Source organism: Aeromonas sp. R2-1 (genome assembly GCF_040908425.1).
Lineage (GTDB): Bacteria > Pseudomonadota > Gammaproteobacteria > Enterobacterales > Aeromonadaceae > Aeromonas > Aeromonas caviae.
The window spans coordinates 16,778-38,795 of record NZ_JBFODR010000032.1; the positions used below are offsets into that span (position 1 = coordinate 16,778).

At 63.6% G+C, this 22,018-nt stretch carries 21 protein-coding genes; 9 read left to right on the forward strand and 12 right to left on the reverse strand.

Annotation, left to right across the window (positions count from 1 at the left end; genetic code table 11):
* Positions 1-46 precede the first annotated feature (46 nt).
* From AB5Y80_RS11675 to trmB, 4 genes are all read right to left on the reverse strand, one after another.
* Positions 47-1,339, reverse strand: a complete 1,293-nt coding sequence (locus AB5Y80_RS11675) for a sulfurtransferase (protein ID WP_368172949.1) — start codon at positions 1,337-1,339, stop codon at positions 47-49.
* Between the two features lie 29 nt (positions 1,340-1,368).
* Positions 1,369-2,289 carry a glutaminase B gene (gene glsB / locus AB5Y80_RS11680; protein ID WP_010675499.1) on the reverse strand — a complete coding sequence of 307 codons (921 nt, stop codon included), beginning with the start codon at positions 2,287-2,289 and terminating at the stop codon, positions 1,369-1,371.
* Positions 2,290-2,385: 96 nt separating this feature from the next.
* Entirely contained in the window at positions 2,386-2,718 is a 333-nt protein-coding gene (locus AB5Y80_RS11685; RefSeq protein ID WP_042879866.1) for a YggL family protein, read from the reverse strand.
* 26 nt (positions 2,719-2,744) lie between these two features.
* On the reverse strand, positions 2,745-3,458 hold the full coding sequence (gene trmB, locus AB5Y80_RS11690) for a tRNA (guanosine(46)-N7)-methyltransferase TrmB (RefSeq protein ID WP_010675501.1): 714 nt from the start codon (positions 3,456-3,458) through the stop codon (positions 2,745-2,747).
* 260 nt (positions 3,459-3,718) lie between these two features.
* On the opposite strand from trmB, the gene AB5Y80_RS11695 reads away from it, so the two are divergent.
* Both AB5Y80_RS11695 and AB5Y80_RS11700 read left to right on the forward strand, forming a co-directional pair.
* Complete coding sequence (locus AB5Y80_RS11695; protein WP_266135779.1) at positions 3,719-4,786, forward strand: M28 family metallopeptidase; 1,068 nt, start codon at positions 3,719-3,721, stop codon at positions 4,784-4,786.
* A 199-nt stretch (positions 4,787-4,985) separates the two neighbouring features.
* Entirely contained in the window at positions 4,986-6,167 is a 1,182-nt protein-coding gene (locus AB5Y80_RS11700; RefSeq protein ID WP_039040183.1) for a PLP-dependent aminotransferase family protein, read from the forward strand.
* 63 nt (positions 6,168-6,230) lie between these two features.
* On the opposite strand, the gene AB5Y80_RS11705 is transcribed toward AB5Y80_RS11700, so the two are convergent.
* Entirely contained in the window at positions 6,231-7,772 is a 1,542-nt protein-coding gene (locus AB5Y80_RS11705) for a cyclic diguanylate phosphodiesterase (protein WP_039040184.1), read from the reverse strand.
* A 245-nt stretch (positions 7,773-8,017) separates the two neighbouring features.
* Between AB5Y80_RS11705 and AB5Y80_RS11710 the strand changes: the two genes are divergently transcribed.
* The gene (locus AB5Y80_RS11710; protein ID WP_325784125.1) at positions 8,018-8,923 is read left to right on the forward strand and encodes a TIGR01777 family oxidoreductase; all 906 of its coding nucleotides are present in this window, start codon (positions 8,018-8,020) and stop codon (positions 8,921-8,923) included.
* Positions 8,924-8,965: 42 nt separating this feature from the next.
* On the opposite strand, the gene AB5Y80_RS11715 is transcribed toward AB5Y80_RS11710, so the two are convergent.
* A complete protein-coding gene (locus AB5Y80_RS11715) occupies positions 8,966-11,407 on the reverse strand; it encodes an ABC transporter permease (protein WP_039040211.1) in 2,442 nt (813 codons plus the stop codon).
* Positions 11,408-11,471: 64 nt separating this feature from the next.
* Positions 11,472-12,182 (reverse strand): ABC transporter ATP-binding protein, encoded by a 711-nt coding sequence (locus tag AB5Y80_RS11720; RefSeq protein WP_368172950.1) that lies wholly within the window; start codon positions 12,180-12,182, stop codon positions 11,472-11,474.
* 57 nt (positions 12,183-12,239) lie between these two features.
* Here AB5Y80_RS11720 and AB5Y80_RS11725 point away from each other — a divergent pair, with 57 nt between their 5' ends.
* Positions 12,240-12,848, forward strand: a complete 609-nt coding sequence (locus AB5Y80_RS11725; protein ID WP_039040186.1) for an arylesterase — start codon at positions 12,240-12,242, stop codon at positions 12,846-12,848.
* An 86-nt stretch (positions 12,849-12,934) separates the two neighbouring features.
* Here the strand turns inward: AB5Y80_RS11725 and AB5Y80_RS11730 are convergent, their stop codons facing one another.
* From AB5Y80_RS11730 to AB5Y80_RS11740, 3 genes are all read right to left on the reverse strand, one after another.
* Positions 12,935-13,879 carry a chemotaxis protein CheV gene (locus tag AB5Y80_RS11730; RefSeq protein ID WP_010675509.1) on the reverse strand — a complete coding sequence of 315 codons (945 nt, stop codon included), beginning with the start codon at positions 13,877-13,879 and terminating at the stop codon, positions 12,935-12,937.
* Between the two features lie 335 nt (positions 13,880-14,214).
* On the reverse strand, positions 14,215-15,315 hold the full coding sequence (locus AB5Y80_RS11735) for a porin (protein WP_039040188.1): 1,101 nt from the start codon (positions 15,313-15,315) through the stop codon (positions 14,215-14,217).
* Between the two features lie 328 nt (positions 15,316-15,643).
* Positions 15,644-16,054, reverse strand: a complete 411-nt coding sequence (locus AB5Y80_RS11740; protein ID WP_042865010.1) for a CBS domain-containing protein — start codon at positions 16,052-16,054, stop codon at positions 15,644-15,646.
* Between the two features lie 147 nt (positions 16,055-16,201).
* Here AB5Y80_RS11740 and AB5Y80_RS11745 point away from each other — a divergent pair, with 147 nt between their 5' ends.
* Genes AB5Y80_RS11745 through AB5Y80_RS11755 form a run of 3 tightly spaced genes read left to right on the forward strand, consistent with a single transcriptional unit; the run spans position 16,202 to position 19,414 of the window.
* A complete protein-coding gene (locus tag AB5Y80_RS11745) occupies positions 16,202-18,112 on the forward strand; it encodes an ABC transporter ATP-binding protein (RefSeq protein WP_368172951.1) in 1,911 nt (636 codons plus the stop codon).
* Positions 18,105-18,566 carry a DUF2390 domain-containing protein gene (locus AB5Y80_RS11750; RefSeq protein ID WP_368172952.1) on the forward strand — a complete coding sequence of 154 codons (462 nt, stop codon included), beginning with the start codon at positions 18,105-18,107 and terminating at the stop codon, positions 18,564-18,566. Before AB5Y80_RS11745 ends, AB5Y80_RS11750 begins: the two co-directional genes overlap by 8 nt.
* Entirely contained in the window at positions 18,560-19,414 is an 855-nt protein-coding gene (locus AB5Y80_RS11755) for a 23S rRNA (adenine(2030)-N(6))-methyltransferase RlmJ (RefSeq protein WP_368172953.1), read from the forward strand. The genes AB5Y80_RS11750 and AB5Y80_RS11755 overlap by 7 nt, the downstream gene beginning before the upstream one ends.
* A gap of 50 nt (positions 19,415-19,464) precedes the next feature.
* On the opposite strand, the gene AB5Y80_RS11760 is transcribed toward AB5Y80_RS11755, so the two are convergent.
* Complete coding sequence (locus AB5Y80_RS11760; protein ID WP_201925338.1) at positions 19,465-20,394, reverse strand: LysR family transcriptional regulator; 930 nt, start codon at positions 20,392-20,394, stop codon at positions 19,465-19,467.
* Between the two features lie 110 nt (positions 20,395-20,504).
* Here AB5Y80_RS11760 and AB5Y80_RS11765 point away from each other — a divergent pair, with 110 nt between their 5' ends.
* Positions 20,505-21,101: an FMN-dependent NADH-azoreductase gene (locus tag AB5Y80_RS11765; protein WP_368172954.1), complete on the forward strand. Its 597-nt coding sequence runs from the start codon at positions 20,505-20,507 to the stop codon at positions 21,099-21,101.
* Positions 21,102-21,215: 114 nt separating this feature from the next.
* Here the strand turns inward: AB5Y80_RS11765 and AB5Y80_RS11770 are convergent, their stop codons facing one another.
* Entirely contained in the window at positions 21,216-21,437 is a 222-nt protein-coding gene (locus AB5Y80_RS11770; RefSeq protein WP_010675517.1) for a hypothetical protein, read from the reverse strand.
* Positions 21,438-21,617: 180 nt separating this feature from the next.
* Between AB5Y80_RS11770 and AB5Y80_RS11775 the strand changes: the two genes are divergently transcribed.
* The gene (locus AB5Y80_RS11775) at positions 21,618-21,986 is read left to right on the forward strand and encodes a DUF2061 domain-containing protein (RefSeq protein ID WP_368172955.1); all 369 of its coding nucleotides are present in this window, start codon (positions 21,618-21,620) and stop codon (positions 21,984-21,986) included.
* The last annotated feature ends 32 nt before the right edge of the window (positions 21,987-22,018 follow it).

Genomic DNA, 22,018 nt, shown 5'->3' on the forward strand with positions numbered 1-22,018 from the left:
CTTCCTTGAAGGTGCTTTTTTATTTCCGCTGCTCGGCTTTGCCGTCTCAGTTGCCCGGCTTGCGCTCGCCGGTGACGGTGGGGTTGGCCGGATCCATGCTCCACTCGAACCATCCGCCGTCGTAGACGCTGATCCGCTTCCAGTCCATCAACCAGGCGTAGAAGAACGCCTCGGAGGCGCGCCAGCCGGTGCCGCAGTAGAAAGCGGCCTGCTGGGTCGGCTCGATATTCCACTCATCCCACATGGCGAGGATCTCGCGGGGGGGCTTCATGGTGCCGTCCGGGTTGTGGAAGTCGCTCATGCTGTTGGCATCCACCCCGCCATGACCCCATCTGGCCCCGGGAATGTCTCCCTTGGGCTTGATGTAGCTGTAGCCCGAGGTATTGCCCACGAACTCGTCCCAAGTGCGCACGCTGACCAGGGCGCCGTCCGGCTGCTTGAGCAGGGCCTTGGCCTGGTCAAGGGTGGTGTAGTACTCGGGATGGGCCGGGATGGCCACGCCAAACTCCTTGGCCGGGGTGAACTTGTTGGCCAGCCCGGTCTCGGTGCGCAGATGCTGCACGAACCAGGCCTCCAGCCCGCCATCCAGCAGCCGCACATCCTCGACCCCCGCATACATCATCAGATGGGCCGCACGGGCCGCCGCCATGGTGTTGCGGCCATAGAGGATGACGGTGGTGTCATGACGGATGCCGTTCTCCAGCAGCAGCGCCTTGAGCGCCTCGTCAGAGACCTTGTTCCACAGCGGCTCCCCTTCCAGCCGGTTGGTGTCGATGTAGCCGGCTCCCGGAATGTGGCTCAGCAGATAGGCCTTGGGGGATCCCCAGTCCACCTCGAACACCTTCCACTCCCCCTTGGGGGCGGCGATGACCGGTTTGCCTGCCTGCAAGTCTGCCAGCCAGAGCGGATGGACCAGCTGCTGCCAGCGTGCCAGATGCTCCCGGGGCGCCTCTTTCCATCCCTGCAGCTCGAACAGCTGCTTGATGCCCTGCAGGCGCAGCAGACGGGCCACCTCGGCCACCTCGCGAGGGGTGCCATAGAGGGCGACGGGTTTGTCGGCCTTCAGCCCCTTGCTCGCAAGCGCCACAGGCCACTCCTCGTCACTGTATTTCCACTCTGCGGAGAGCAGCTCGGCACCGGCTACATGGCCCCCCTGCTTCTCCCCGTCCATGGGCCAGCCCTGATAGAAATAGCTCGGGCGGGTATCCAGGATCACCGCCTCCTTGCCCTTGGCATCCGCCAGGGAGAGCGGGGGCAGCTCGGCGGCCAGCGCGGGCCAGGCACACCAGAGCAGCAAGGCGGTCAGGCAGCTTCGCCACAGTCCAGTCATTCGTTTCATGATGTCGTCTCGATGCATAGTGAAGAGAGTTAAAAAATGGAGCGGCCCAGGCGCTCGGCCAGCAGCTCCAGCGCCGCCGTCCCGGCCAGGGAGTTGCCCGCCTTGTTGAGCTCGGGTGACCAGACGCAGATGGAAAGCTCTCCCGGGATCAGCGCCATGATGCCGCCCCCCACCCCGGATTTCCCCGGCATGCCGACCCGGTAGGCGAAGTCGCCCGCCTCGTCATAGAGGCCGCAGGTGGCGAGCAGGGCATTGACCTGCTTGGTGGTCCGGGCCGGCAGCAGGGGCGTGCTCTCGCCAAGGGGCACGCCCCGGTTGGCAAGATAGACGAAGGCTCGTGCCAGATCGACGCAGCTCATGCGGATGGCGCAGGCATTGAAGTAGCTCTGCAATACCTTGTCCACCTCGTTCTCGAAGTTGCCATAGGCCTTCATCAGATAGGCGATGGCGGCATTGCGGGCGGAGTGCTGGTACTCGGAGCGCGCCACCACCTGATCCGCCATGATGGCCGGGTTGCCGCACAGGCGGCGCACCAGCTCCAGAGTGCGTTGGCGGGGAGCGGTGAGCCGGGTTTCCAGCAGATCGCTCACCACCAGGGCACCGGCGTTGATGAAGGGGTTGCGGGGAATGCCCTGCTCGAACTCCAGCTGGACGAGGGAGTTGAACGGCTGGCCGGAGGGCTCCTTGCCCACCCTGGCCCAGATCTCCTCCTCCTGATAGAGGGTCAAGGCCAGCGTGAGGCTCAGGGCCTTGGAGATACTCTGGATGGAGAAGGGCTCGAAAGCGTCACCTGCGGTGAACAATTCCCCTTCAACGGTACAGACCGCGATCCCCAGCCGATCGGCAGGCACCTGGGCCAGGGCGGGAATGTAATCGGCCACCTTCCCCTGCCCGAGCAGCGGACGCACCTCTTCCAGGATGCCGGCCAGTAATTCGGATGACAACACCATTGGCTTTTCCATGACGTGAAACGAGGCGGGGCCAGCCCACCGACAAAAATCCCGCCGGCGGCGGGATTTTCTATCTGCCCGGGAGGCAGTCAGATATCAGGCCGGCTCGCCGTACCAGAGATCGAACAGCTCGGTGACCACCACGGCCTCCAGCCCTTTGCCTTGCAGCCAGGTCTGAACGGCGGAACGGTCTTCGTCGGAGCACTTGCCGAGCTGCTGGGTGCAGATCATCCCTTCCCAGGCCAGGTGACCCGAGCCGGCGAAGGCCAGCTTGCGAGGCTCAATCACCTCGTCGATCAGCGCATCGACCACGGCATCAATGGTCTCTTCGGCGGTGCCGACCGGGAAGTTGAAACTGATGTCGAACCCCATTTCCTGGAATTCATCGACGCGCAGTTTCTTACGCAGACGGCGGCTACGGTTGGCCATGATAGCTCCTTAGTTGATACGTTGACTCAGTTGACTCGTTTGAAAATCAGATCCCAGACACCGTGGCCCAGACGATGGCCACGCTGCTCGAATTTGGTCAGGGGGCGCCAGTCGGGACGGGGCACCCAGTTGCCGGTGGCGGAGGTGTTCTCGTACCCCTCGGCGGCACTCATCACCTCGAGCATGTGCTCGGCGTAGTTTTCCCAGTCGGTGGCCATGTGGAAGACGCCACCGATGGCAAGCTTCTGGCGGATATCCTGGGCAAAGGCAGGCTGCACGATGCGACGCTTGTGGTGGCGGCTCTTGTGCCAGGGGTCAGGGAAGAAGAGCTGCAGGCAGGAGAGAGAACCGTTCGGAATCATGTGCTCCAGCACTTCCACCGCATCGTGGCAGATGACGCGCAGGTTGGTGACACCCGCCTCCTGGGCGGTGCCAAGGCAGGCGCCCACACCCGGAGAGTGCACCTCGATGCCGATAAAGTTCTTCTCGGGGGCATTCTTGGCCATCTCCACCAGGGAGGCGCCCATGCCGAACCCGATCTCCAGCACCACGGGTGCCTCGCGGCCAAACAGGGCCACCATGTCGAGCGGCTCTGGTGCGAAATCGATGCCCATGACCGGCCAGAGCTCTTCCAGGGCCTTCTCCTGCCCTTTGGTCAGGCGGCCTTCGCGACGGACGAAGCTGCGGATCTTGCGCATGAACTTGCCGTCTTCGTTAAACACATCTTGGGTCACAGACATAGTAAATTGCTCGTTATTGCATCGCTCTGGAACAGAGCCGACATAAATGGATCGCTCGTTATTGCATCAGTTCGCAAAAACAGGGGAGCGAATTATCCCAAGATAGGCACAAGGCGCAAGTGTTTCCCACAACAAATCCCCCGGGACTGCCCACATCCACCGGCAAGGTTGACAAATGCCACTCCCTTCACAGAATCTGCCGGACGTCGGGTTCATCCTGACGCGGAAAAATAAAACCATATACAACAAAGGATTGCAGTATGAAGAAAACCCTGTTGGCCCTCGCCCTGCCTGCCCTGCTGGCCGGTTGCAACCCCTCAGACAACGACTCCCAACCCCCTGCCCCCGCAGCTCAGGCCCATGAATTTCTGGTGCAACTGAGCTCTGGTGCAGAAGGGATAGGCGCTCGTCCCACAGGCACCGAGGCCGAAACCCGCGCCGCCGCCTGGATCCAGGATCACCTGGCCGGTTGGGGTTACGAGGTGCAGAACCAGCCATTCACCTACACCCGGGGCGGCACCGAACGCACCTCCCAGAACATCGTCGCCGAGCTCAAGGGTCAGAGCGACAAGGTGATCCTCATCGGTGCCCACTATGACAGCACCGGCGAGAAGAAAGGATCCGAAGGTGCCACCGACAACGGGGCCGGCGTCGCCGCCCTGCTGGCGGTTGCCGAGGCACTCAAGGGAGAGACCCTGCCCTACACGGTGCGCTTCGCCTTCTTCGGCGCCGAGGAGAACGGCCTCAACGGCTCCAAAGCCTATGCCGCCAGTCTCGACACCGACGCCGTCGCCAAGCTGCTGGCCATGGTGAACTACGACACCATCGCCGGGGGTGACATCGTCTATGTCCACTCGGCCCACTCCGACGTGGCCGAGTACAACTGCGCCGACCCGAGCCGCTACAGCTTCGATCCCAAGGTGCGCGATCGCCTGCTGGCCATCTCCCAGCAGACCGCCACCCCGTTCGCCATTCACCCCAGCTACAGCGGCTACCCGGAAGGGGAGACCGGCAGTTGGTCCGATCATGCCCCCTTTGCCTGCCTGGGGGTGCCCATCGCCTACGTGGAGGCCACCAACTTCACCATCAACGGGGAAGATGGCTATGACGGCTACTCCCAGAGCACCAATCCGGCGCTGTGGGACTGCTACGACGACGCCACCAAGAGCGCCTGCGACCGGGACAGCGAGACCCAGTGGGGCAAGATCTGGCACACGGAGCATGATCGCCTCGACAAGATGGCCGAGCTCTTCCCGGGCCGGATCGAGCAGCAACTCGGGGCCAATACCGACCTGATGATCCGCTTCCTCAAGGCGCCGGGGCTCTGACCCCCATCCCGCCCGATGCCCCCCTGACAGGGGTTTTTGCGCCCCTGACCGGGGTCGGGACGATAAAATTCGGGCAGGTGCCAAACCTGCCCTTTTTTATGGATTTTTGTGACAGCCATTGCCTCATTTCTGAAATCTGATACAAACGGATAACCTGGCGGTTGAATGGAGCGACCGCCACCTAGTCAGAGAGAACCCTATGCAGCCGTTTTTTGCCCAGCGCTTCGAGAAGGTCGAGCCTTCCTTTATCCGCGAAATCCTCAAAGTTGCCGCCAATCCGGAGATCATCTCCTTCGCCGGCGGCCTGCCCAACCCTCATCTGTTCCCGGTCAAGGCCATCGAGCAAGCCTGCCAGGACGTGCTGCGCGAGCAGGGAGCCGCCGCGCTGCAATACGCCACCACCGAGGGCTTTGCCCCGCTGCGCCAGTTCATCGCCGACCGCTACCTGAGCCGCCACGGCATGGAGGTCAATCCGGACAACATCCTCATCACCAGCGGCTCCCAGCAGGCGCTGGATCTGCTGGGCAAGGTGCTGGTGAACGAGGGGCAGGATCTCATCATCGAAGAGCCGGGCTACCTTGGCGCCATCCAGGCGTTCTCCGTCTATCAACCGAACTTCAAGCCCATCACCCTGGGTGAAGAGGGGCTGGATCTGGCCGCGCTGGATGCGCTGCTGGAGCAGGGCTCCAGCGCCAGGCTGCTCTACGGCGTGCCCAACTTCCAGAACCCGAGCGGTGTTTCCTACAGCCGCGCCAACCGGGAAGCCCTGGCCGAGCGCCTGGTGCGCCACGATCTGCTGATGGTGGAAGACGACCCCTATGGCGAGCTGCGCTTCGAAGGGGAGCACCTGCCCCCCATCGCCAAGCTGGCCCCCCACAACACCGTGCTGCTCGGGTCCTTCTCCAAGACGGTGGTACCCGCCTTCCGCCTGGGCTGGATGGTGGTGCCGGACTGGCTGCGCAAGAAGGTCACCATCGCCAAGCAGGCCACCGACCTGCACAGCAACGCCTTCAGCCAGCAGGTGCTGCACCGCTTCCTGACCGACAACTCCCTCGACGCTCACCTGGAGAAGATCAAGGAGGTCTATGGTCGCCAGCGTGCCGCCATGGAAGCCGCCCTCGCCCGCCACTGTCCGCCCGGCGTCAGCTACACCCGTCCCGAAGGGGGCATGTTCCTCTGGCTGACCCTGCCGCCCAGCGTCAGTGCCATGGCCCTGTTCGACGAGGCCATCAAGGAGAAGGTTGCCTTCGTGCCCGGCGCTCCCTTCTATGTGCGCCCCGAAATCCAGAACACCCTGCGCCTGAGCTTCTCCTGTGTGGATGAGGCGACCACGGAAGAGGGTGTTCAGCGTCTGTGCCGCGCCCTGGCCCGCATGCTCTGAGCCATCCGGCCATAAAAAAACCAGCGACCCGGTCGCTGGTTTTTTTCGCCTCGCGCTTTCCCCTCAGCGCCCCTGGCCGGCCAGCTGGCTGACAAACTCCTTCATGGGCATGGGCCTGCCAAACAGGTAGCCTTGCAGGAAGGTCACCTCGCGGGCCTTCAGATAGTCGGCCTGCACCTGATTCTCCACCCCTTCCGCCACCAGTTGCAGACCGAGCCGGGTCGCCAGGTCGATGACGTTCTCCACGATGTGGCTGGAGAGCGCGTCCGACCCAATCATGCCGACGAAGCTCTGATCGATCTTGAGGAAGTCGACCTGGAAGGTCTGCAGGTAGGTCAGGCTGGAGTGGCCGGTGCCGAAATCGTCGATGGCGATGAAGACCCCGAGGGCATGCAGCTCGGCAAAGAGCCGGTCCGTCGTCTCGTCCGCCACGATGAGCTCGCGCTCGGTCAGCTCCAGCACCAGCTTGATGGGATTCCCCTTGAAGGCGTTGATGAAATCCCGGCAATCTTCCACCAGGCTCAGATCCTTGCAGTGGCTGGCGCTGATGTTGAAGCCGAAGTGGAACCCTCGCGGCAGATGGTGCGCCTTGCCCGCAAACTGTTCGCGCACCTGCGCCATCAGCAGCCGGGTCATGGGCACGATGAGGCCACTGTCCTCTGCCAGGGGAATGAAGCGATCCGGCGAGATCATCCCCTGACGGGGGTGTTGCCAGCGCATCAGCACCTCACAACCGCTCCATTGGCCGTCCTCCCCGTTCACCACGGGTTGCAGATAGGGGATGAACTCCTGCTGGGACAGTGCCCGTTTCAGCTCCTGGGCCGGCGAAGTCGAACGGCCCATCAGCCAGAAGACCGCCACCCCGAGCAGCAGGCTCAGCAGAGGATAGATAATGACGCCCACCTTGGAGTAGTCCCAGATGTGGGCACGGTACTCATCCACCGACACCGTGGTCACGACCTTGAACGGGTACCTGGTCGAGACCTGTTCGAGATAGCCATTGCGATCCTTGGGGATCAGCTTGTCGGTGAGTTCGCTGTTTCGCAGCAGCATCTCGTTGCCGACCACCAGCCCCAGTGGGGAGTTGCGGCTCAGCATGTCCAGGATGTTGAGCAGGTAGTAGCCGTCGACCCCCACCAGCACGCTGAACTCGCCCACCTCTTCCCGGTAGGCGATGAGGGGGCGATTCGGGGTGACCGGGTTGCCCTTCATCAGGTCGAGCCTGCCCCCGACATAGTCATCCAGCTTGATGCCGCCATCGACCGGGCCATAGAGGGAAGAGCAGTAGATCCGATCCCCCCTGGCCAGGTTGACGCTGCGCACATCCGGCACCGTAGCCACCTGATCCCTGAGCCCCTGCACCACCTCGAGACAGGGCCTGCCCAGGCTGCCGGTGAGGGCCGACGCCGCCAACTGGGCATTGTCCAGAGTGCGGTCGAACATGACCCTGGCATGTTCCAGGCGCGCCACCGCATCCTGTTTCACGCCGGTGGCGGTCTGCCAGATGACGATGACGAGCCCAAGGAGCATGGGCAACAGACCGGCCAGCAAGGCACAGAGCAGCCGAACATAGAATTGACGCACCTTCAAACGTCGAAATGGCATAACGGCCCTCATGAACATGGCGAAAAAGCGCTCGAGTTTACCCGCTGGCGCCCGTTTGGCAAGCCGGAATGAGCCCCTGATACCGCCGCGCCACGGCGCCCCCCGTGGTCGCAACGCCCGGCAACCCCGTGGATAAAGGGGGCGGCGTCTTGGGAGACAAAAATCATAATGCTCATAAAAACAGGAGCTTGTCCATCGGGCACCCAGGCTCTAGAGTAGACCCTAGAGCGTCAGGGAGGCAGGACATGAAGATACTGATCACGGGGGGCACGGGGTTTATCGGCCGCCGTCTGGTGGCACACCTCAAGGTGGCGCACGAAGTAGTCGTGCTGACCCGCCAGGGCAGCCGGGCCTACGAGCTGCTCGGCCACGATGTCACCCTGCTGGACAGTCTGGACAGGCTGGATCACCTCAATGACGTGGACATCGTCATCAACCTGGCCGGCGAACCCATCGCCGCCGGACGCTGGAGCGAGTCCCGCAAGCAGTTGCTCTGCAACAGCCGCTGGCTGCTGACCGAACAGCTGGTGGATCTCGTCAAACTCTCCAGCACGCCCCCCAGATTGCTGCTCAATGCCTCCGCCATCGGCTGGTATGGCCGCCAGGATGACGCCCCTCTGGATGAAACATGCCAGAACCCTCACGACGAATTCACCCACCGTCTCTGTCAGCAGTGGGAGCAGCTTGCCCAGCAGGCCCGCTCGGCCCAGACCCGGGTCTGCATCCTGCGCATAGGCCTGGTACTCGGCATGGAGGGGGGCGCCTTGCCCAGGATGCTGCCCCCTTACCGCCTGGGCCTCGGCGGCCCCATGGGCAGCGGCACCCAGATGATGAGCTGGATCCACGTGCAGGATCTGGTGCGGGCCATGCTGTTTCTCGTCGAGCACGGCGAGTGTGACGGCATCTTCAACGGCACGGCCCCGCAACCGGTCAGCAATCGCCGGTTCAGCGAGATCCTGGCCGCCACGCTCCATCGCCCGCACCTCTTCTTCGTACCGGCCCCCCTCCTGCGACTCCTGATGGGAGAGGCGGCGGATCTGCTGCTCACCGGACAGCACGTGCTGCCCGCCCGCTTGCAGCAGGCCGGTTTTCACTTCAGCTTCCCGGCCCTGCCCGGCGCTCTGGACAATCTGCTGCACTCACCCCGTTGACCCAATGACACATCCCGACCAAGGTCGGGATGTGTCGAGCCATCAGAGCAGCCCCTGCCCCAGTCCCCTGAGCCGGTCGCTCAGGGTACCCGCCAGCAGTTGGCGGCGCATGCCCTGTCCGGCCAGGGTCACCAGCACGGCCCCAAGCAGGGGGAGTGCAGCCCAGATGGCCCAGTGGAACTGCCACTGCGCCCCCTCCCACCACCACTGCAGGCCGAAGGAGCAGAGCTCCACCACCATGGCGGCGCAAAGCCCTGCCAGGGCACCGCTCGCCACCAGCTCCCAGCGCAGCATCTTCTCGAGCAGGGCGCTGCCCGCCCCCAAGGTGCGCATCAGCAGCAGCTCCCGGCGCCGATGGGCCATGCCGGCCTGGGTCTGGGTCAGCAGCACCAGCAGGGCGGCCACCGTCACCAGCCCGAGCATCAACCCTAGGGCGCGGCTCACCTGATCGGAGACCAGGGTGAGGCGGCCTATCAGATCCTCCACATCGATGAGGCTCACCGTGGGGTGGCGGCGGATGAGTTCCACCTCTGCCCCTCGCCCCTCAGGCGGCAGACGATAGCTGCCGAGCCAGGTCTGGGAGAAGGGGGCCAACACATCCGGCGAGAAGATCATGTAGAAGTTCGGCCTCATGTTGTCCCACTTGATGGACCTCAGGCTGGTCACCCTGGCCTCGAACGCCTGCCCCTCTATGGTGAAGCCGAGCACGTCTCCGAGCGCGATGCCGAGCCGTCCCGCCAGTGCCTCGTCGACGGAGACCTCCCCCTTGCCGGCCAGCCATTGACCGGCAGTGACCTTGTTGTCGGCGGGCAGGGCCGATGTGGTGGTGAAGTTGAGCTCTCTGTCCACCCCCTCCCGCGCCGCATCCTCCCCCACCGCCTCACCGGCGATACGGGTCAGGCGCCCGCGCACCATGGGGTAGAAGTCCGAGGTGATGGCCCCGGCCTGGTGCAGATCGGCCAGGATCCCTTCCCGCTCGCTGTCCGCCACATTGACCAGAAAGCGGTTCGGGGCATCGGCAGGCAACCGGGTGGAAAAATCCTCCAGCAGATCGACCCGCGCCGCCCACAGCAGCCCGAACAGCATCAGGGCCAGGGCGAAGCCCGCCAGCTGGAACAGACCACTGCCCCGCTCCCGGGAGAGGTGATTGATGGCCAGGCGCAGGGCATGGGGCCCCTTGAGCCGACTGCCAAGACGCAGCAGCACGGAGGCGAGCAGGGCCAGCAGCGCCATCAACACCCCCATGCCACCGATGAGCCCGCAGGCCAGCCTGATGTCGGCGGTAAAGCCCCACACCAGGGCAAACAGCCCGATGAGCCCCACGGGCACCGTCAGCCAGGGGGGGATCCCCGCCTCCAGCTCCCGGCGCAGCACCCGCAGCGGCGGTACCTTGAGCAGCCTCAGGAAGGGGACGAACGCCAGCATCAGGGTGATGAAGAAGGCGACCGCGAGGCCCAGGGCGAAGGGTCGCCAGGAGGGGGGCGGCAGATCCGCAGGCAGCAGATCCCCCAGCAGGTTCAGGGTCAGCCACTGCATGGCGCTGCCCGCCACCAGCCCCATCAGGGCCCCCACCAGGGTCAGGGAGAACAGCAGGGTGCCCATCAGTTGCCACAGGGTGCGCCGCGAGGCCCCCAAGGTCTTGAGCAGGGCCACCATGTTGGTCTGGCGCTCGGCGAAATGACGCACCGCTATCCCCATGGCCAGGGCGCCGAGCAGCACGCCGGCAAGGGATGCCAGACGGAAGAAGCGCTCGGCATTGCCCAAGGATTTCCCCACCTGGGTACCCTGATCATCGGGTTTGACGAGCTTTTGCCCGGCGCTCAGCCTGGGGTTGAGCCAGGCCTCATAGCGGGCGATGGCGTCGCGGGGTCCCTTGACGAGATAGCGCCACTGCTGGCGACTGCCCGGCAGCAGGGCCCCGGTCGCTTCGATATCGGCGCTGTGGATCAAGGCCCTTGGCGCCATCTGGAAGGGGCTGAACCCCTGATCCGGCTCCTGGCCCAGCTCCCCTGCCACCGTCAGCCGGGTGTTGCCGACCTCGAGTGCCTCCCCCACCTTGGCGCCGAGCAGCTGCATCACCCTGGCGGAGAGCCAGATCTCGCCGGGCGCCGGGGCGCGCTGGGGAGTGAGCTCCAGCTTGCCGTAGAAGGGAAAATCCCCGGGCACGGCGCGGATGGAGGCCAGTTGCAGAGTATCGCCGTGAAACAGCATGCTGTTGAAGCTGACCGTGGTCTGCACGGCCAACCCTTCCTGATGCGCCTGCGCCAGCCACTCTGCCGGTGCCGGCGTCGCGGAGCGCAGCACCCTGTCCCCTCCGATGAAATCCCGCCCGGAGGCCTTGAGCCCCGCGTCCAGCCGATCCGCCACCAGAGCCACGCTGAGCACGCAGGCGACGCTCAGCGCCAGCGCCAGCACAAACCAGCGCAGCTCGCCGCTGAACCCTTCCCGGCGCAGCAGCTTCAATCCCAGTCGCCACTGACTCATGACGCCTCCCTCACCGTCCATGCTGCTGCCAACGATCCCCTGGTGCAGCTCTGTCTCCACTGACTCATGACAGCTCTCCCACCCTGGCCGCCATGACAGCCTGTGCCTCCAGCCGCCCGGCTGACATCACCAGCTGCCGCTGGCAGCGCTGGGCCAGCTCATGGTCATGGGTCACCACCACCAGGGTGGTGTTGTGCTCGCGGTTGAGACGAAACAGCAGTTCGATCACCGTCTCCCCGGTCTTGCTGTCGAGGTTACCGGTGGGCTCGTCCGCCAGCAGCAGGCTGGGGCGGGTCATGAAGGCACGGGCAATGGCGACCCGCTGCTGCTCGCCGCCAGAGAGGCGCGGCGGCAGGTGGTGCAACCGCTCTCCCAGACCGACCTGGGCCAGCAGCTCCCTGGCACGGGGCTCGCTGTCGGTCTCCCCCCGCAGCTCGGCCGGCAACATGACGTTTTCCAGGGCGCTCAGGGTGGGCAGCAGCAGGAACGACTGGAACACGAACCCCACCTGCTCGGCCCGCAGCCTGGCGCGTCCCTCCTCGTCCAGCCGGGTGAGGGAGTGGCCGAGGATCTCTATCTCGCCGCGGCTCGGCAGATCGAGACCGGCCAGCAAACCGAGCAGAGTGGACTTGCCGGAACCGGACGCACCGACCAGCGCCAGCGTCTCGCCGGTATTGACTTGCAGATCGATCCCTTCAAGGATGGTGAGGCTTTCCTGACCGAGGCAAACGGTTTTACCGAGCCCCCTGACGGCGATAATGGGCGTTGAACTCATCTTGGGTATCCTGTTTGCCTGAACCTGTAATGACAATAGAACGTGGGAGTTGACTGCATGATGCGTCTCTTGTTTGCCGTGAGTTGCCTGTGCTGCTGGGCAGCGTCCGTCCAGGCCCAGACCCTGCTGGTACTGGGCGACAGCCTGAGTGCCGGCTACCAGATGCAGGCCGAACAGAGCTGGCCTGCCCTGCTCAATGAAAAGTGGCAGCAGCAGGGGGGAGAACACACCCTCATCAATGCCAGCATCAGCGGTGAAACGACCCAGGGCGGCCTGGCCCGCCTGCCCGCCCTGCTCGAAACCCACAAACCGGACTGGGTGTTGATCGAACTCGGCGCCAACGACGGGCTGCGGGGCTTTGCTCCCGCCATCACCCGGGCCAACCTGACCAAGATGATCGAGCTCACCCGGGCGCACCAGGCGAAGACGGTGCTGACCCAGATCCTGCTGCCCCGCAACTATGGGGCGCGCTATCTGCAACAGTTCGAGCAGATCTTCCCGGATCTTGCGAAGGCCAACGACCTGCCGCTGATGCCCTTCTTTCTGGATGATATTGTGCTGCGCCCTGAACTCATGATGAACGATGGACTGCACCCGACGGCCGCCGCCCAGCCCCGGATCCGCGACAAGGTCGCCCGCTTTGTCGAGCCTCTGCTGACACAGTAGCCCGGTGGCCGGGCCCCTGGCCTTCCCCTTGCCCAACAAAAAGCCCCCGCATGGCGGGGGCTTTTTCATGGTTCGGCGTGCCGGGTTCAACGGCCCAGGATCTGCCGCATCCGCTGCTGGGCCACGTCCACCAGCAAGTCGGGCTGGAATTTGGAGATGAAGCGATCACACCCCACCTTCTTGACCATGGCCTCGTTGAAGTTACCGCTCAGGGAAGTATTCAGGGTGATGAAGAGATCGGACATGCGCGGATCGCTGCGCACCTCGTGAGTCAGGCGATAGCCATCCATCTCCGGCATCTCGGCATCCGTGATCATCAGCATGATCTCGTCGGTCACCTTCTTGCCCCCATCGCACCACCCCTTGAGCAGCTTGAGGGCCTGCAAGCCGTCCTGGCACTCGATGACCTCGAGCCCGAGCTGGGCGAGGGTCTCGCGCACCTGGTTGCGGGCCGTGCTGGAGTCATCGACGATGAGCACCCGACGTCCCTGCATCTGGGGCAGGATCTCCTCGTCCAGCACCTCGGACGAGATGCGCACGTCATAGGTGATGATCTCCGCCAGCACCTTCTCCACGTCGATGATCTCGACGATCTGGTCAACGCCCCCTTCCGGGATGCGGGTGATGGCGGTGAGGTAGTTGGCACGACCCGCCGAACGGGGCGGCGGCAGTATGTCCTTCCAGGTCATGTTGACGATGTGGGCCACCTGCCCCACCAGGAACCCCTGAATGGTGCGGTTGTACTCGGTGATGATGAGGTTGGACTCCTGATCGATGGCCATGGGACGCATCCCGATGGCACCGCGCAGGTTGATGACGGGGATGGAGACGCCGCGAATGTTGGCGACGCCGCTGATGTTGTGGTGGGACCCCGGCATCTTGTTCAGATGGGGCAGCTTGACCACTTCCCGCACCTTGAAGACGTTGATCGCAAACAGTTGCTGGGCACCCAAACGGAACATCAGCAGTTCCAGGCGATTCTCCCCTACAAGCTGGGTACGTTGATCCACTGAATCCAATATGCTCGCCATATAACGCCCTTACGTCCATTTCCCGAAATTGCCCCGCACCGGAGCTGCGACATGCCAACCAGCCCCGCTTTCCCTGTCGGGACAACGCAAGCCTATATAGAAATAATGAAAAGCGTCGAGGAAAGATAGGATCTTGACCACGGGGCGTGATCATCGCCCCATCACTGCCTCATGGCAAGCACAGCCACGCATCGGCCCCGACAACAAGGGTATCGACCACACAGGGGCATTGCTGAACCCCGGCGTGCCGCTCTTGTCATCCAGCGCGGTCCGCCAGCAACAAAAAGACCGGCCACATGGGCCGGTCCTGAGATGTGCAGTGCGTCCGGGACGACTTAGAAGTTGTACTGCAGGGCCACGGCGACGATGTCGTCGGTGGACTTGTTCAGGCTGTTCTTGCCGGTGGAACCCACTTCGTCCAGCAGGTTGATCTTGTAGTCCACGTAGGCATTGAAGTTGTCGGTGAAGTTGTACCAGGCACCCACGGAGACGTATTCGGTCGCGGTGTCATCGATGCCGTGAGCGCTGTCCTTCACGTCGGTACGCAGGTAGGCCAGGGAGGGCTTGAACTTCGGCGTGATGTTGTACTGCACGACCGCTTCGTAGCCATCCATCTTCTCGGCGTAACCGCGCATGGAGCCGGTGTCCACGAAGAGGTGATCTTCACCGTGGGAGTAGGTGGCGGCCATGTAGAGGTTGCCGACGGCATACTTGGCGCCCACCCCGAACAGCTTGGCGTCGTTGTCGCCGCCGAAGCTCACGTTCTCGGCCTGTTCGTCGGTCTTGCCAGCCTGGTTGTAGGCGGCACCCAGGCTCAGGCCCATGTTGAAGTCATAGTTGGCAGAGAGGGCATACCCCTCGGAAGAACCTTTCGGGCTCCAGGTGCTGTTCGGGCCGACGCGCTCGCTGCGGCTCGCGTTCTGCGGGTCGTTGTTGCCGGTGAACTGGGCACCCAGGGTCAGCCCCTGCCAGTTGTACATGTACTGGGCCAGGCCGTTGGTACGACCGGTGCCGAACACCTCGGTGTCCTTGCCCAGACCATCACCACCCCACTCCGGCAGCACGTCGGTGTAGTTGTTCACCGCCTTGGTGAACAGACCGTCCTGGCGACCGTAGCTGAAGGCACCGAAGCGATCGTGCTTGATGCCCGCATAGGCGTAACGCAGCTCGTCGTTGTCAGAACCGGAAACCGGCAGGTTGTACTCGGCGAAGCCGAACGCGGTCAGATCCTCGTCAACCTTGGTTTCACCTGCGATGTGCAGACGCAGGTAGCTGGCATCGCCTTCGGTGGCGTTGTCATCGGTGCCGTAGTACATGCCGTTGACGCGGCCGCCGATGTCCAGTTTGGTACCATTCTGATCGTAAACGTTGGCGGCCTGTGCACCACCGGCCAGCAGCAGGCTGGAGATGGCCATCGTCAATGCTGTCTTTTTCATTGTTCTTTCCTCAGGTGTAAGCACTCTCTGTCAGACCAGAGTTCGGTCGTGATGATCGGTTGATGTGCCGATGGCCTAAGGTAGATCCGGAAACCTTGATGGGAACTGAAGCGGCGAACGATTAATTATAAAAGCGTCAATTCGAGCTGACGCCGCGACACATAGTGTCACGCGAAATAATTTTTGCGGAACTTATGACCAATAAAATCAATATAGCAATACAAGTGATCTATAAAATGGGATAAAATCAGTTTAATCCTTCAACAAGGCGAGAAGCAGGGAAGCCCTGCCGGGCGACACGGGCTCCCCGCACACCTTCCCCGCCCCGTCAGACCGGCTGCCAGCCGCTCATGACCCTCAGCAGGTCCTTCCAGCTCACTATGCCCACCAGGGCGCCGTTCTCCAGCACAGGCAGACAGGAGATCTGGTGCTCCAGCATGAGGCCGGCGGCCTCTTTCAGGGAGCGTTCGGGGGAGACGGTGATGGGTTCACGGCTCATGATCTGGTGGGCGCGCCGGTTGAGGGTCTCGGTGTCCCGGTTCATCTCGGCATCCGTGTCCAGATAGGGGCTGATGGCACGCAGCAGATCCCGGTCCGAGATGACCCCCACCAGCTCCTCTTCTTCCACCACCAGAAGGTGGCGGAAATGGGCCTGCTCGAAGATCTCCTTGATGACGCTCAGCCTGTCATCCATGGAAACGGTCGCGACCCGGGTCGTCATGATCTCTTTAATCAACATGGTCAGCCTCCTGCCCCCCAGATGTCTCTGTTATGACACGTTTTTCCGGCGGCAGCCATCCCCCCCGCCCTCAAGTGCAAATTTGTGTCATTTCACGTAAGATCCGCGCCAGTTTCTCTCCTTCAATCGAGCCAAGCAGACCCATCCATGATAGTTGCCAGTCAAATCGAACTGATCCGCGGCGGCCGCACGCTGCTGGACAACGCGTCCGCCACCATACACCCCGGCCACAAGGTGGGCCTGGTGGGCAAGAACGGCTGTGGCAAGTCCACCTTCTTTGCGCTGGTGCGGGGCGAGCTGGCCATCGACAACGGCAGCTTCAGCCTGCCCGCCGGCTGGCAGATTGCCGGCGTGGCCCAGGAGACCCCGGCGCTGGACTGCTCCGCCCTGGAGTACGTGATCGACGGCGACAAGGAGTTCCGCGCCCTGGAGGCCGAGCTCGCCCGGGCCGAGGCGGATGACAACGGTCTGCTGGTGGCCGAGCTGCACGGCAAGCTCGATACCATAGGTGCCTACAGCATTCGCGCCCGCGCCGCCGAGCTGCTGCACGGTCTGGGTTTTGGCGGCGATCAGCTCGACTCGCCGGTCAGAAGCTTCTCCGGTGGCTGGCGCATGCGCCTGAACCTGGCCCAGGCGCTGCTCTGCCGCTCCGATCTGCTGCTGCTGGATGAACCGACCAACCACCTGGATCTGGACGCCGTCATCTGGCTGGAGAAGTGGCTCAAGGGCTATCAGGGCACGCTGGTGCTCATTTCTCACGACCGCGACTTCCTCGATTCCGTGGTGAATCGCATCATCCATATCGAGAACGGCAAGCTCAACGAATACAGCGGCGGCTACTCCGACTTCGAACTGCAACGGGCCGAGCACCTGGCCCAGCAGCAGTCCATGTACGAGAAGCAGCAACGGGAGATGGCCCACATGCAATCCTATGTGGACCGCTTCCGCTACAAGGCCTCCAAGGCCCGTCAGGCCCAAAGCCGGCTCAAAGCCATGGAGCGGATGGAGAAGATCCTGCCCGCCCACGCCGACTCCGAGTTCAGCTTCGAGTTTCGCGAGCCCTCCGCTCTGCCGACCCCGCTCATCGCCATGGAGAACCTGTGCGCCGGTTACGGCGACAAGGTGATCCTGGAGAAGATCAAGCTCAACCTGGTGCCGGGCTCGCGCATCGGCCTGCTCGGTCGCAACGGCGCGGGCAAGTCCACCTTCATCAAGATGCTGTCGGGCTCCAACCCGCCCCTCTCCGGCAAGCTGGAGGTGAGCGCCGGGGTGAGCATCGGCTACTTCGCCCAGCATCAGCTCGAGACCCTGCGCCTCGATGACAGCCCCCTCGATCACCTGGTGCGCCTGGCCCCGGACAAGACCGAGCAGGAGCTTCGCAACTACCTCGGCAGCTTCGGTTTTCATGGCGACAAGGTACTCGACAAGGTGGCCCCCTTCTCCGGCGGCGAGAAGGCGCGGCTGGTGCTGGCCCTCATCACCTGGCAAAAGCCCAACCTGCTGCTGCTGGATGAACCGACCAACCACCTGGATCTGGAGATGCGCCACGCCCTGACCATGGCCCTGCAAGGGTTCGAGGGGGCCATGGTGGTGGTTTCTCACGACCGTCACCTGCTGCGCACCACCACGGATGACTTCTATCTGGTCCACGGCGGCCGGGTCGAGCCCTTCGACGGGGATCTCGACGACTACCACAAGTGGCTCGGCGAACAGGAGAAAGAGGCCAATGCCAAGCCGGCAGATGGCACTGTCTCCGCCAACTCGGCGGTGGCGCGCAAGGATCAGAAGCGCCTCGAAGCCCAGTTCCGGCAAGCGACCCGGCCGCTTCGCCAGAAGCTGGAGAAGCTCGAAACCAGCATGGAGAAGCTGCAAGGCAGGCTCGCCGACATCGAGCACCAGCTCGTCGATCCCGCCATCTACGAAGAGAGCGCCAAGAACCGCCTCTCCGAGCTGCTCAAGTCCCAGGGCCCCCTCAAGGAGCAGCTGGAAGAGGTGGAGCTGGAGTGGATGAGCCTCAGCGAGGAGCTGGAAACCATGGAGCAGGCCTTCTTTGCGTGACGAACGGTTGATGGCAAGCGAGCGGGTCGCCGTGCACGAGCTGCCGAGCCCCCTCGATTTCTGGGAGTGGAGCACCGCCGCCTATGGCCGGCGCAGCCATGACTGGCTCAACGTGCAGGCGCTGGGGGGCAACGTCAACCTGGCTCTGCTGCTGCACCACCTGGACCTGCTCCGGATCCCGGTCGATCTCACGGATCTGCAACCGGCCCTGGTGCAGACCGAGGCCGTGCTGCTCCCCTGGCGCACCCTGCGCCAGCAAGCCAAGGCGCGACTGGCCGAAGAGGAATACCAGGCCATGCTGGCCCACGAGCTGGAGCTGGAGCGGTTGCAACAGGGGGTGCTGCTGCAGACCCTGCGCGGCCTCTCCCTGTTTCGTGGCAACAGCCACAACTTGTTGAACTACTTATCGTTATTGGGTGCCCAGCAGGGCCCCCTCAGAGACCTGATATGCTGAGCTACCGCCACGCCTTTCACGCCGGCAACCACGCCGACGTGCTGAAACATGCCGTCCAGGCCCTGATCATCGAGTCCCTCAAGAAGAAGGAGAAACCCTTCATCGTGCTGGACACCCATGCCGGTGGCGGTCTCTACGACCTGCGCGGCGACTGGTCCCAGAAGAAGGCGGAATACGCCGACGGCATAGGCCGCCTGTGGGATGAGCGGGCCCAGTGGTCCGCCATGGCCCCCTATCTCGGCGTCATCGAGGAGATGAACAGCGATGGCCAACTGCACTACTACCCCGGCTCGCCGGAGCTGTCCCGCCGCCTTATCCGCGATCAGGACAAGCTGGCGCTGATGGAGCTGCACAACAACGAGGTGGAAGATCTTCGCGCCAACATGGGGTACGACCCCCGCGTCGCCGTCCACCATCGCGACGGCTTCGAGGGGCTGGTGGCCCTGCTGCCCCCCACCCCGCGCCGCGGCCTGGTGCTCATCGACCCCCCCTATGAGCTGAAGGAAGATTACTTCGCCGTGGTCGATACCCTTAAAAAAGCGCAAAAGCGCTGGGCCACCGGCATCTACGCCCTCTGGTATCCCATCCTCGGGCAAGAGGCGGACAAGTCCCGCGACATGCTCAAAGCGATCAAGCGGGAGAACTTCGGCAACGTCCTGGTGGCCGAGCTGGAAGTGGCCGGCCAGACCAGCGATTGGGGCATGAACGGCTCCGGCATGCTGATCGTCAGCCCCCCCTGGATGCTGGACGAGCAGATTGAAGCCTTCCTCAAGCCGTTGTGCGCCAAGCTGGCCCAGGGCGCCGGCGCCCAGTACAGGATGGAGTGGCTGAGCAAGGCCGAGGCCTGACCCTCGGAACCACAGAAAATGAAAAAGGGCCTGTCACAGCAGGCCCTTTTTCATTGGGGCTGATGACCCGGCACGTTCACGCTGGCCAGCTGCTCGGGCAGGCGGCTCGCCAGCCAGTCGATGGCAAGCCGGGTCTTGAGGGGCAGATGCGGTCCATGGGGCCAGAGGGCGTTGATGGGATAGCGCCGACCCGGCAATCGGGCCAGCAGCTCGCGCAGCTCGCCCCGCTCAAGGTGGGGCCGCGCCAGCCAGGTCGGCAGCCAGGCGAGACCAAAGCCCGCGATGGCCGCCTGGGTGATGGCGTTGAGATCGTCCATCTGCAACCGCCCTCTGGGCTGGACTTCGCGCCATGCCTCGGCCTCCTGCCACCACCACGACAGCACCCGCCCCTGGCGCAGATAGGCGATGCACTCGTGCTCCGGTAGCTCGGCCAGGGTCACAGGTTCCCCCCGCTCGGCCAGATAGGCGGGCGAGGCGCAAAGCGTCATGCCGTGCTCCCCGAGCCTGCGCGCCGCCAGATCCAGGCTGTCCGGCGGCTCTGCGTTGCGGATCACCAGATCCACCCCCTCCTCCACCAGATCCACCTTGCGATCGCTGAACGACAGCTCCAGGGCCAGCCCGGGATGCGCCTTCGCCAGCGCCAGCAAAATGGGGGCCACGCACTGCTGGCCGAACAGCACCGGCATGGAGACCTTCAATCTGCCGTTGAGGGTGAGCTTGTTGCTGGCCAGCGCCGTTTCCCCAAGACGCACCTCCTCCAGCGCCCGCAGGCAGTGGCGATAGAAGAGCGCCCCCTCCTCGGTCAGGCTCTGGCTGCGGGTAGTGCGATGAAACAGTTGCACGCCGAGACGCAGCTCCAGCCGCGCCACCCCCTTGCCCACCGCCGAGCGGGTGAGGTGAAGCCGCTCCGCCGCCTGGGCGAAGCTGCCCGCCTCCACCACGGTGGCGAAGAGATCGATGCCGTTGAGCGTGTTTGCCATCTATTGCATACCTTTTGGAACCAATATGGCGAAATACTATCAGCACTGCGGAAAAAAAATGACTGGTAAGCTCCCTTCATTCTTCACACGTTTCAGATGGAGTTCCCCTCATGAGCCAGATCCTGCTGCTGCAATCCAGCCTCAACGGCCCCGCATCCCGCACCAACCAGTTGATGGAGCACTTCCTGCAAACACGCCGGCAGCAGGGCCACCAGGACCAGGTGGTGGTGCGCGACCTGACCGCCCTCGACTTGCCCGCCCTCGACAGCCCGTTGTTTCACGCCCTGCGCGGGGCGGAACCTGCCAATGAGGCCATCCGGCAGGCGGTGGCGCTGTCGGATCGGCTGATTGCCGAACTCAAGGCCGCCGACCTGCTGCTGATCGGCGCCCCCATGTACAACCTCAACGTGCCGACCCCCCTCAAGAACTGGTTCGATCTGGTGGCGCGGGCCAGGGTGACCTTCCGTTACACCGACACCTACCCCATGGGGCTGGTGGAGGGGGTCAACGCCCTGGTGTTCAGCAGCCGCGGCGGCGTGCATCAGGGACAGGCGACGGATGCGGTCACCCCCTACCTCCAATCCGTGCTCGGCCTGATGGGCATCCCGGTGGACTTCGTCTACGCAGAGGGGATGGATCTGCGCCCCCACGGGGCGGAGCAGGGAATGCGCGAGGCCCATGCTCGGATCGCTGGCCTCGGCAGGTAGGGCCATCACCCGATCTTGCCCCTTCAAACCAGCCACCTGCTGCGCGGGACATTCCAAGTAAAAAAGCCCCGCAAGGGGCTTTTCTATGACTGCGGCAGTGGCGGCTGAGGGGGACTAGGCTTGTCTGGCATCGGGGCCTGCGGGCATGTCCCGCCAGAGCGCCAGAATGAGCAGCGCCAGCAGGGCAAAGGGCGGCACCAGGCAGAGCAGCACGCACAGGAAGGTGACAAGCCCCGGGTGGCGGCTCTTGCGCCGGGCCAGTCGCCAGGCCACCACGCCGACGACGATCATCAGCAGCAGCATGAAGAGAACAAACAGGTTGGAGTTGATGGTCATGAAAGCTCCTTTTTCATGGCAAAAGGCACACTCTAGCGCCGTTGCGGTCCCAGGCAACTCCCAATCTGGTGGTGCCTCCCCCGGTCGATAGGCATTTTCTATTTCGCCGATAAATGAGAATGATTTTCATTTGATGGGATTCTGGGTGATACTGCCTTCATCGCCAGAGGAGACACCACCATGAAAAAGACCATCAGCTTCGCCATCCTGCACTTTTGTGTCGCCTTCACCGTGGCTTACCTGCTGACCGGCGAACTGCTCACCGCCAGCCTGATCGCCCTCATCGAGCCCGCCGTGAACACGGTCGCCTTCTACTTCCACGACCTTGGCTGGCAAAAGCTCAAGCCTGAGCACAGCCTGCAGGCCAAGACCAGCAGCTTCGCCCTGGTCCACTTCTCGGTGGCCTTCGGTGTCGCCTACCTGCTGAGTGGCGAGCTGCTCACCGGCGGCGTGATGGCACTGATCGAACCTGCCATCAACACCGTCGTCTTCTTCTTCCACGAGCGGCTGTGGCGCAGCCGCCAGACCTTGGCGCTGGCCGGCGTCTGATTGCCATGCAGGGCCGCCCGGCACCCAAAAAC

Coding starts and splice junctions, on each gene's coding strand:
- AB5Y80_RS11765 (WP_368172954.1), top strand. CDS start 20,505: ATGAGCCAGATCCTGCTGCTGCAATCCAGCCTCAACGGCCCCGCATCC.
- AB5Y80_RS11720 (WP_368172950.1), bottom strand. CDS start 12,182: ATGAGTTCAACGCCCATTATCGCCGTCAGGGGGCTCGGTAAAACCGTT.
- AB5Y80_RS11740 (WP_042865010.1), bottom strand. CDS start 16,054: ATGTTGATTAAAGAGATCATGACGACCCGGGTCGCGACCGTTTCCATG.
- AB5Y80_RS11715 (WP_039040211.1), bottom strand. CDS start 11,407: ATGAGTCAGTGGCGACTGGGATTGAAGCTGCTGCGCCGGGAAGGGTTC.
- AB5Y80_RS11705 (WP_039040184.1), bottom strand. CDS start 7,772: ATGCCATTTCGACGTTTGAAGGTGCGTCAATTCTATGTTCGGCTGCTC.
- AB5Y80_RS11745 (WP_368172951.1), top strand. CDS start 16,202: ATGATAGTTGCCAGTCAAATCGAACTGATCCGCGGCGGCCGCACGCTG.
- AB5Y80_RS11725 (WP_039040186.1), top strand. CDS start 12,240: ATGATGCGTCTCTTGTTTGCCGTGAGTTGCCTGTGCTGCTGGGCAGCG.
- trmB (WP_010675501.1), bottom strand. CDS start 3,458: ATGTCTGTGACCCAAGATGTGTTTAACGAAGACGGCAAGTTCATGCGC.
- AB5Y80_RS11730 (WP_010675509.1), bottom strand. CDS start 13,879: ATGGCGAGCATATTGGATTCAGTGGATCAACGTACCCAGCTTGTAGGG.
- AB5Y80_RS11775 (WP_368172955.1), top strand. CDS start 21,618: ATGAAAAAGACCATCAGCTTCGCCATCCTGCACTTTTGTGTCGCCTTC.
- AB5Y80_RS11700 (WP_039040183.1), top strand. CDS start 4,986: ATGCAGCCGTTTTTTGCCCAGCGCTTCGAGAAGGTCGAGCCTTCCTTT.
- AB5Y80_RS11755 (WP_368172953.1), top strand. CDS start 18,560: ATGCTGAGCTACCGCCACGCCTTTCACGCCGGCAACCACGCCGACGTG.
- AB5Y80_RS11710 (WP_325784125.1), top strand. CDS start 8,018: ATGAAGATACTGATCACGGGGGGCACGGGGTTTATCGGCCGCCGTCTG.
- AB5Y80_RS11760 (WP_201925338.1), bottom strand. CDS start 20,394: ATGGCAAACACGCTCAACGGCATCGATCTCTTCGCCACCGTGGTGGAG.
- AB5Y80_RS11770 (WP_010675517.1), bottom strand. CDS start 21,437: ATGACCATCAACTCCAACCTGTTTGTTCTCTTCATGCTGCTGCTGATG.
- AB5Y80_RS11695 (WP_266135779.1), top strand. CDS start 3,719: ATGAAGAAAACCCTGTTGGCCCTCGCCCTGCCTGCCCTGCTGGCCGGT.
- AB5Y80_RS11735 (WP_039040188.1), bottom strand. CDS start 15,315: ATGAAAAAGACAGCATTGACGATGGCCATCTCCAGCCTGCTGCTGGCC.
- AB5Y80_RS11675 (WP_368172949.1), bottom strand. CDS start 1,339: ATGAAACGAATGACTGGACTGTGGCGAAGCTGCCTGACCGCCTTGCTG.
- AB5Y80_RS11685 (WP_042879866.1), bottom strand. CDS start 2,718: ATGGCCAACCGTAGCCGCCGTCTGCGTAAGAAACTGCGCGTCGATGAA.
- glsB (WP_010675499.1), bottom strand. CDS start 2,289: ATGGTGTTGTCATCCGAATTACTGGCCGGCATCCTGGAAGAGGTGCGT.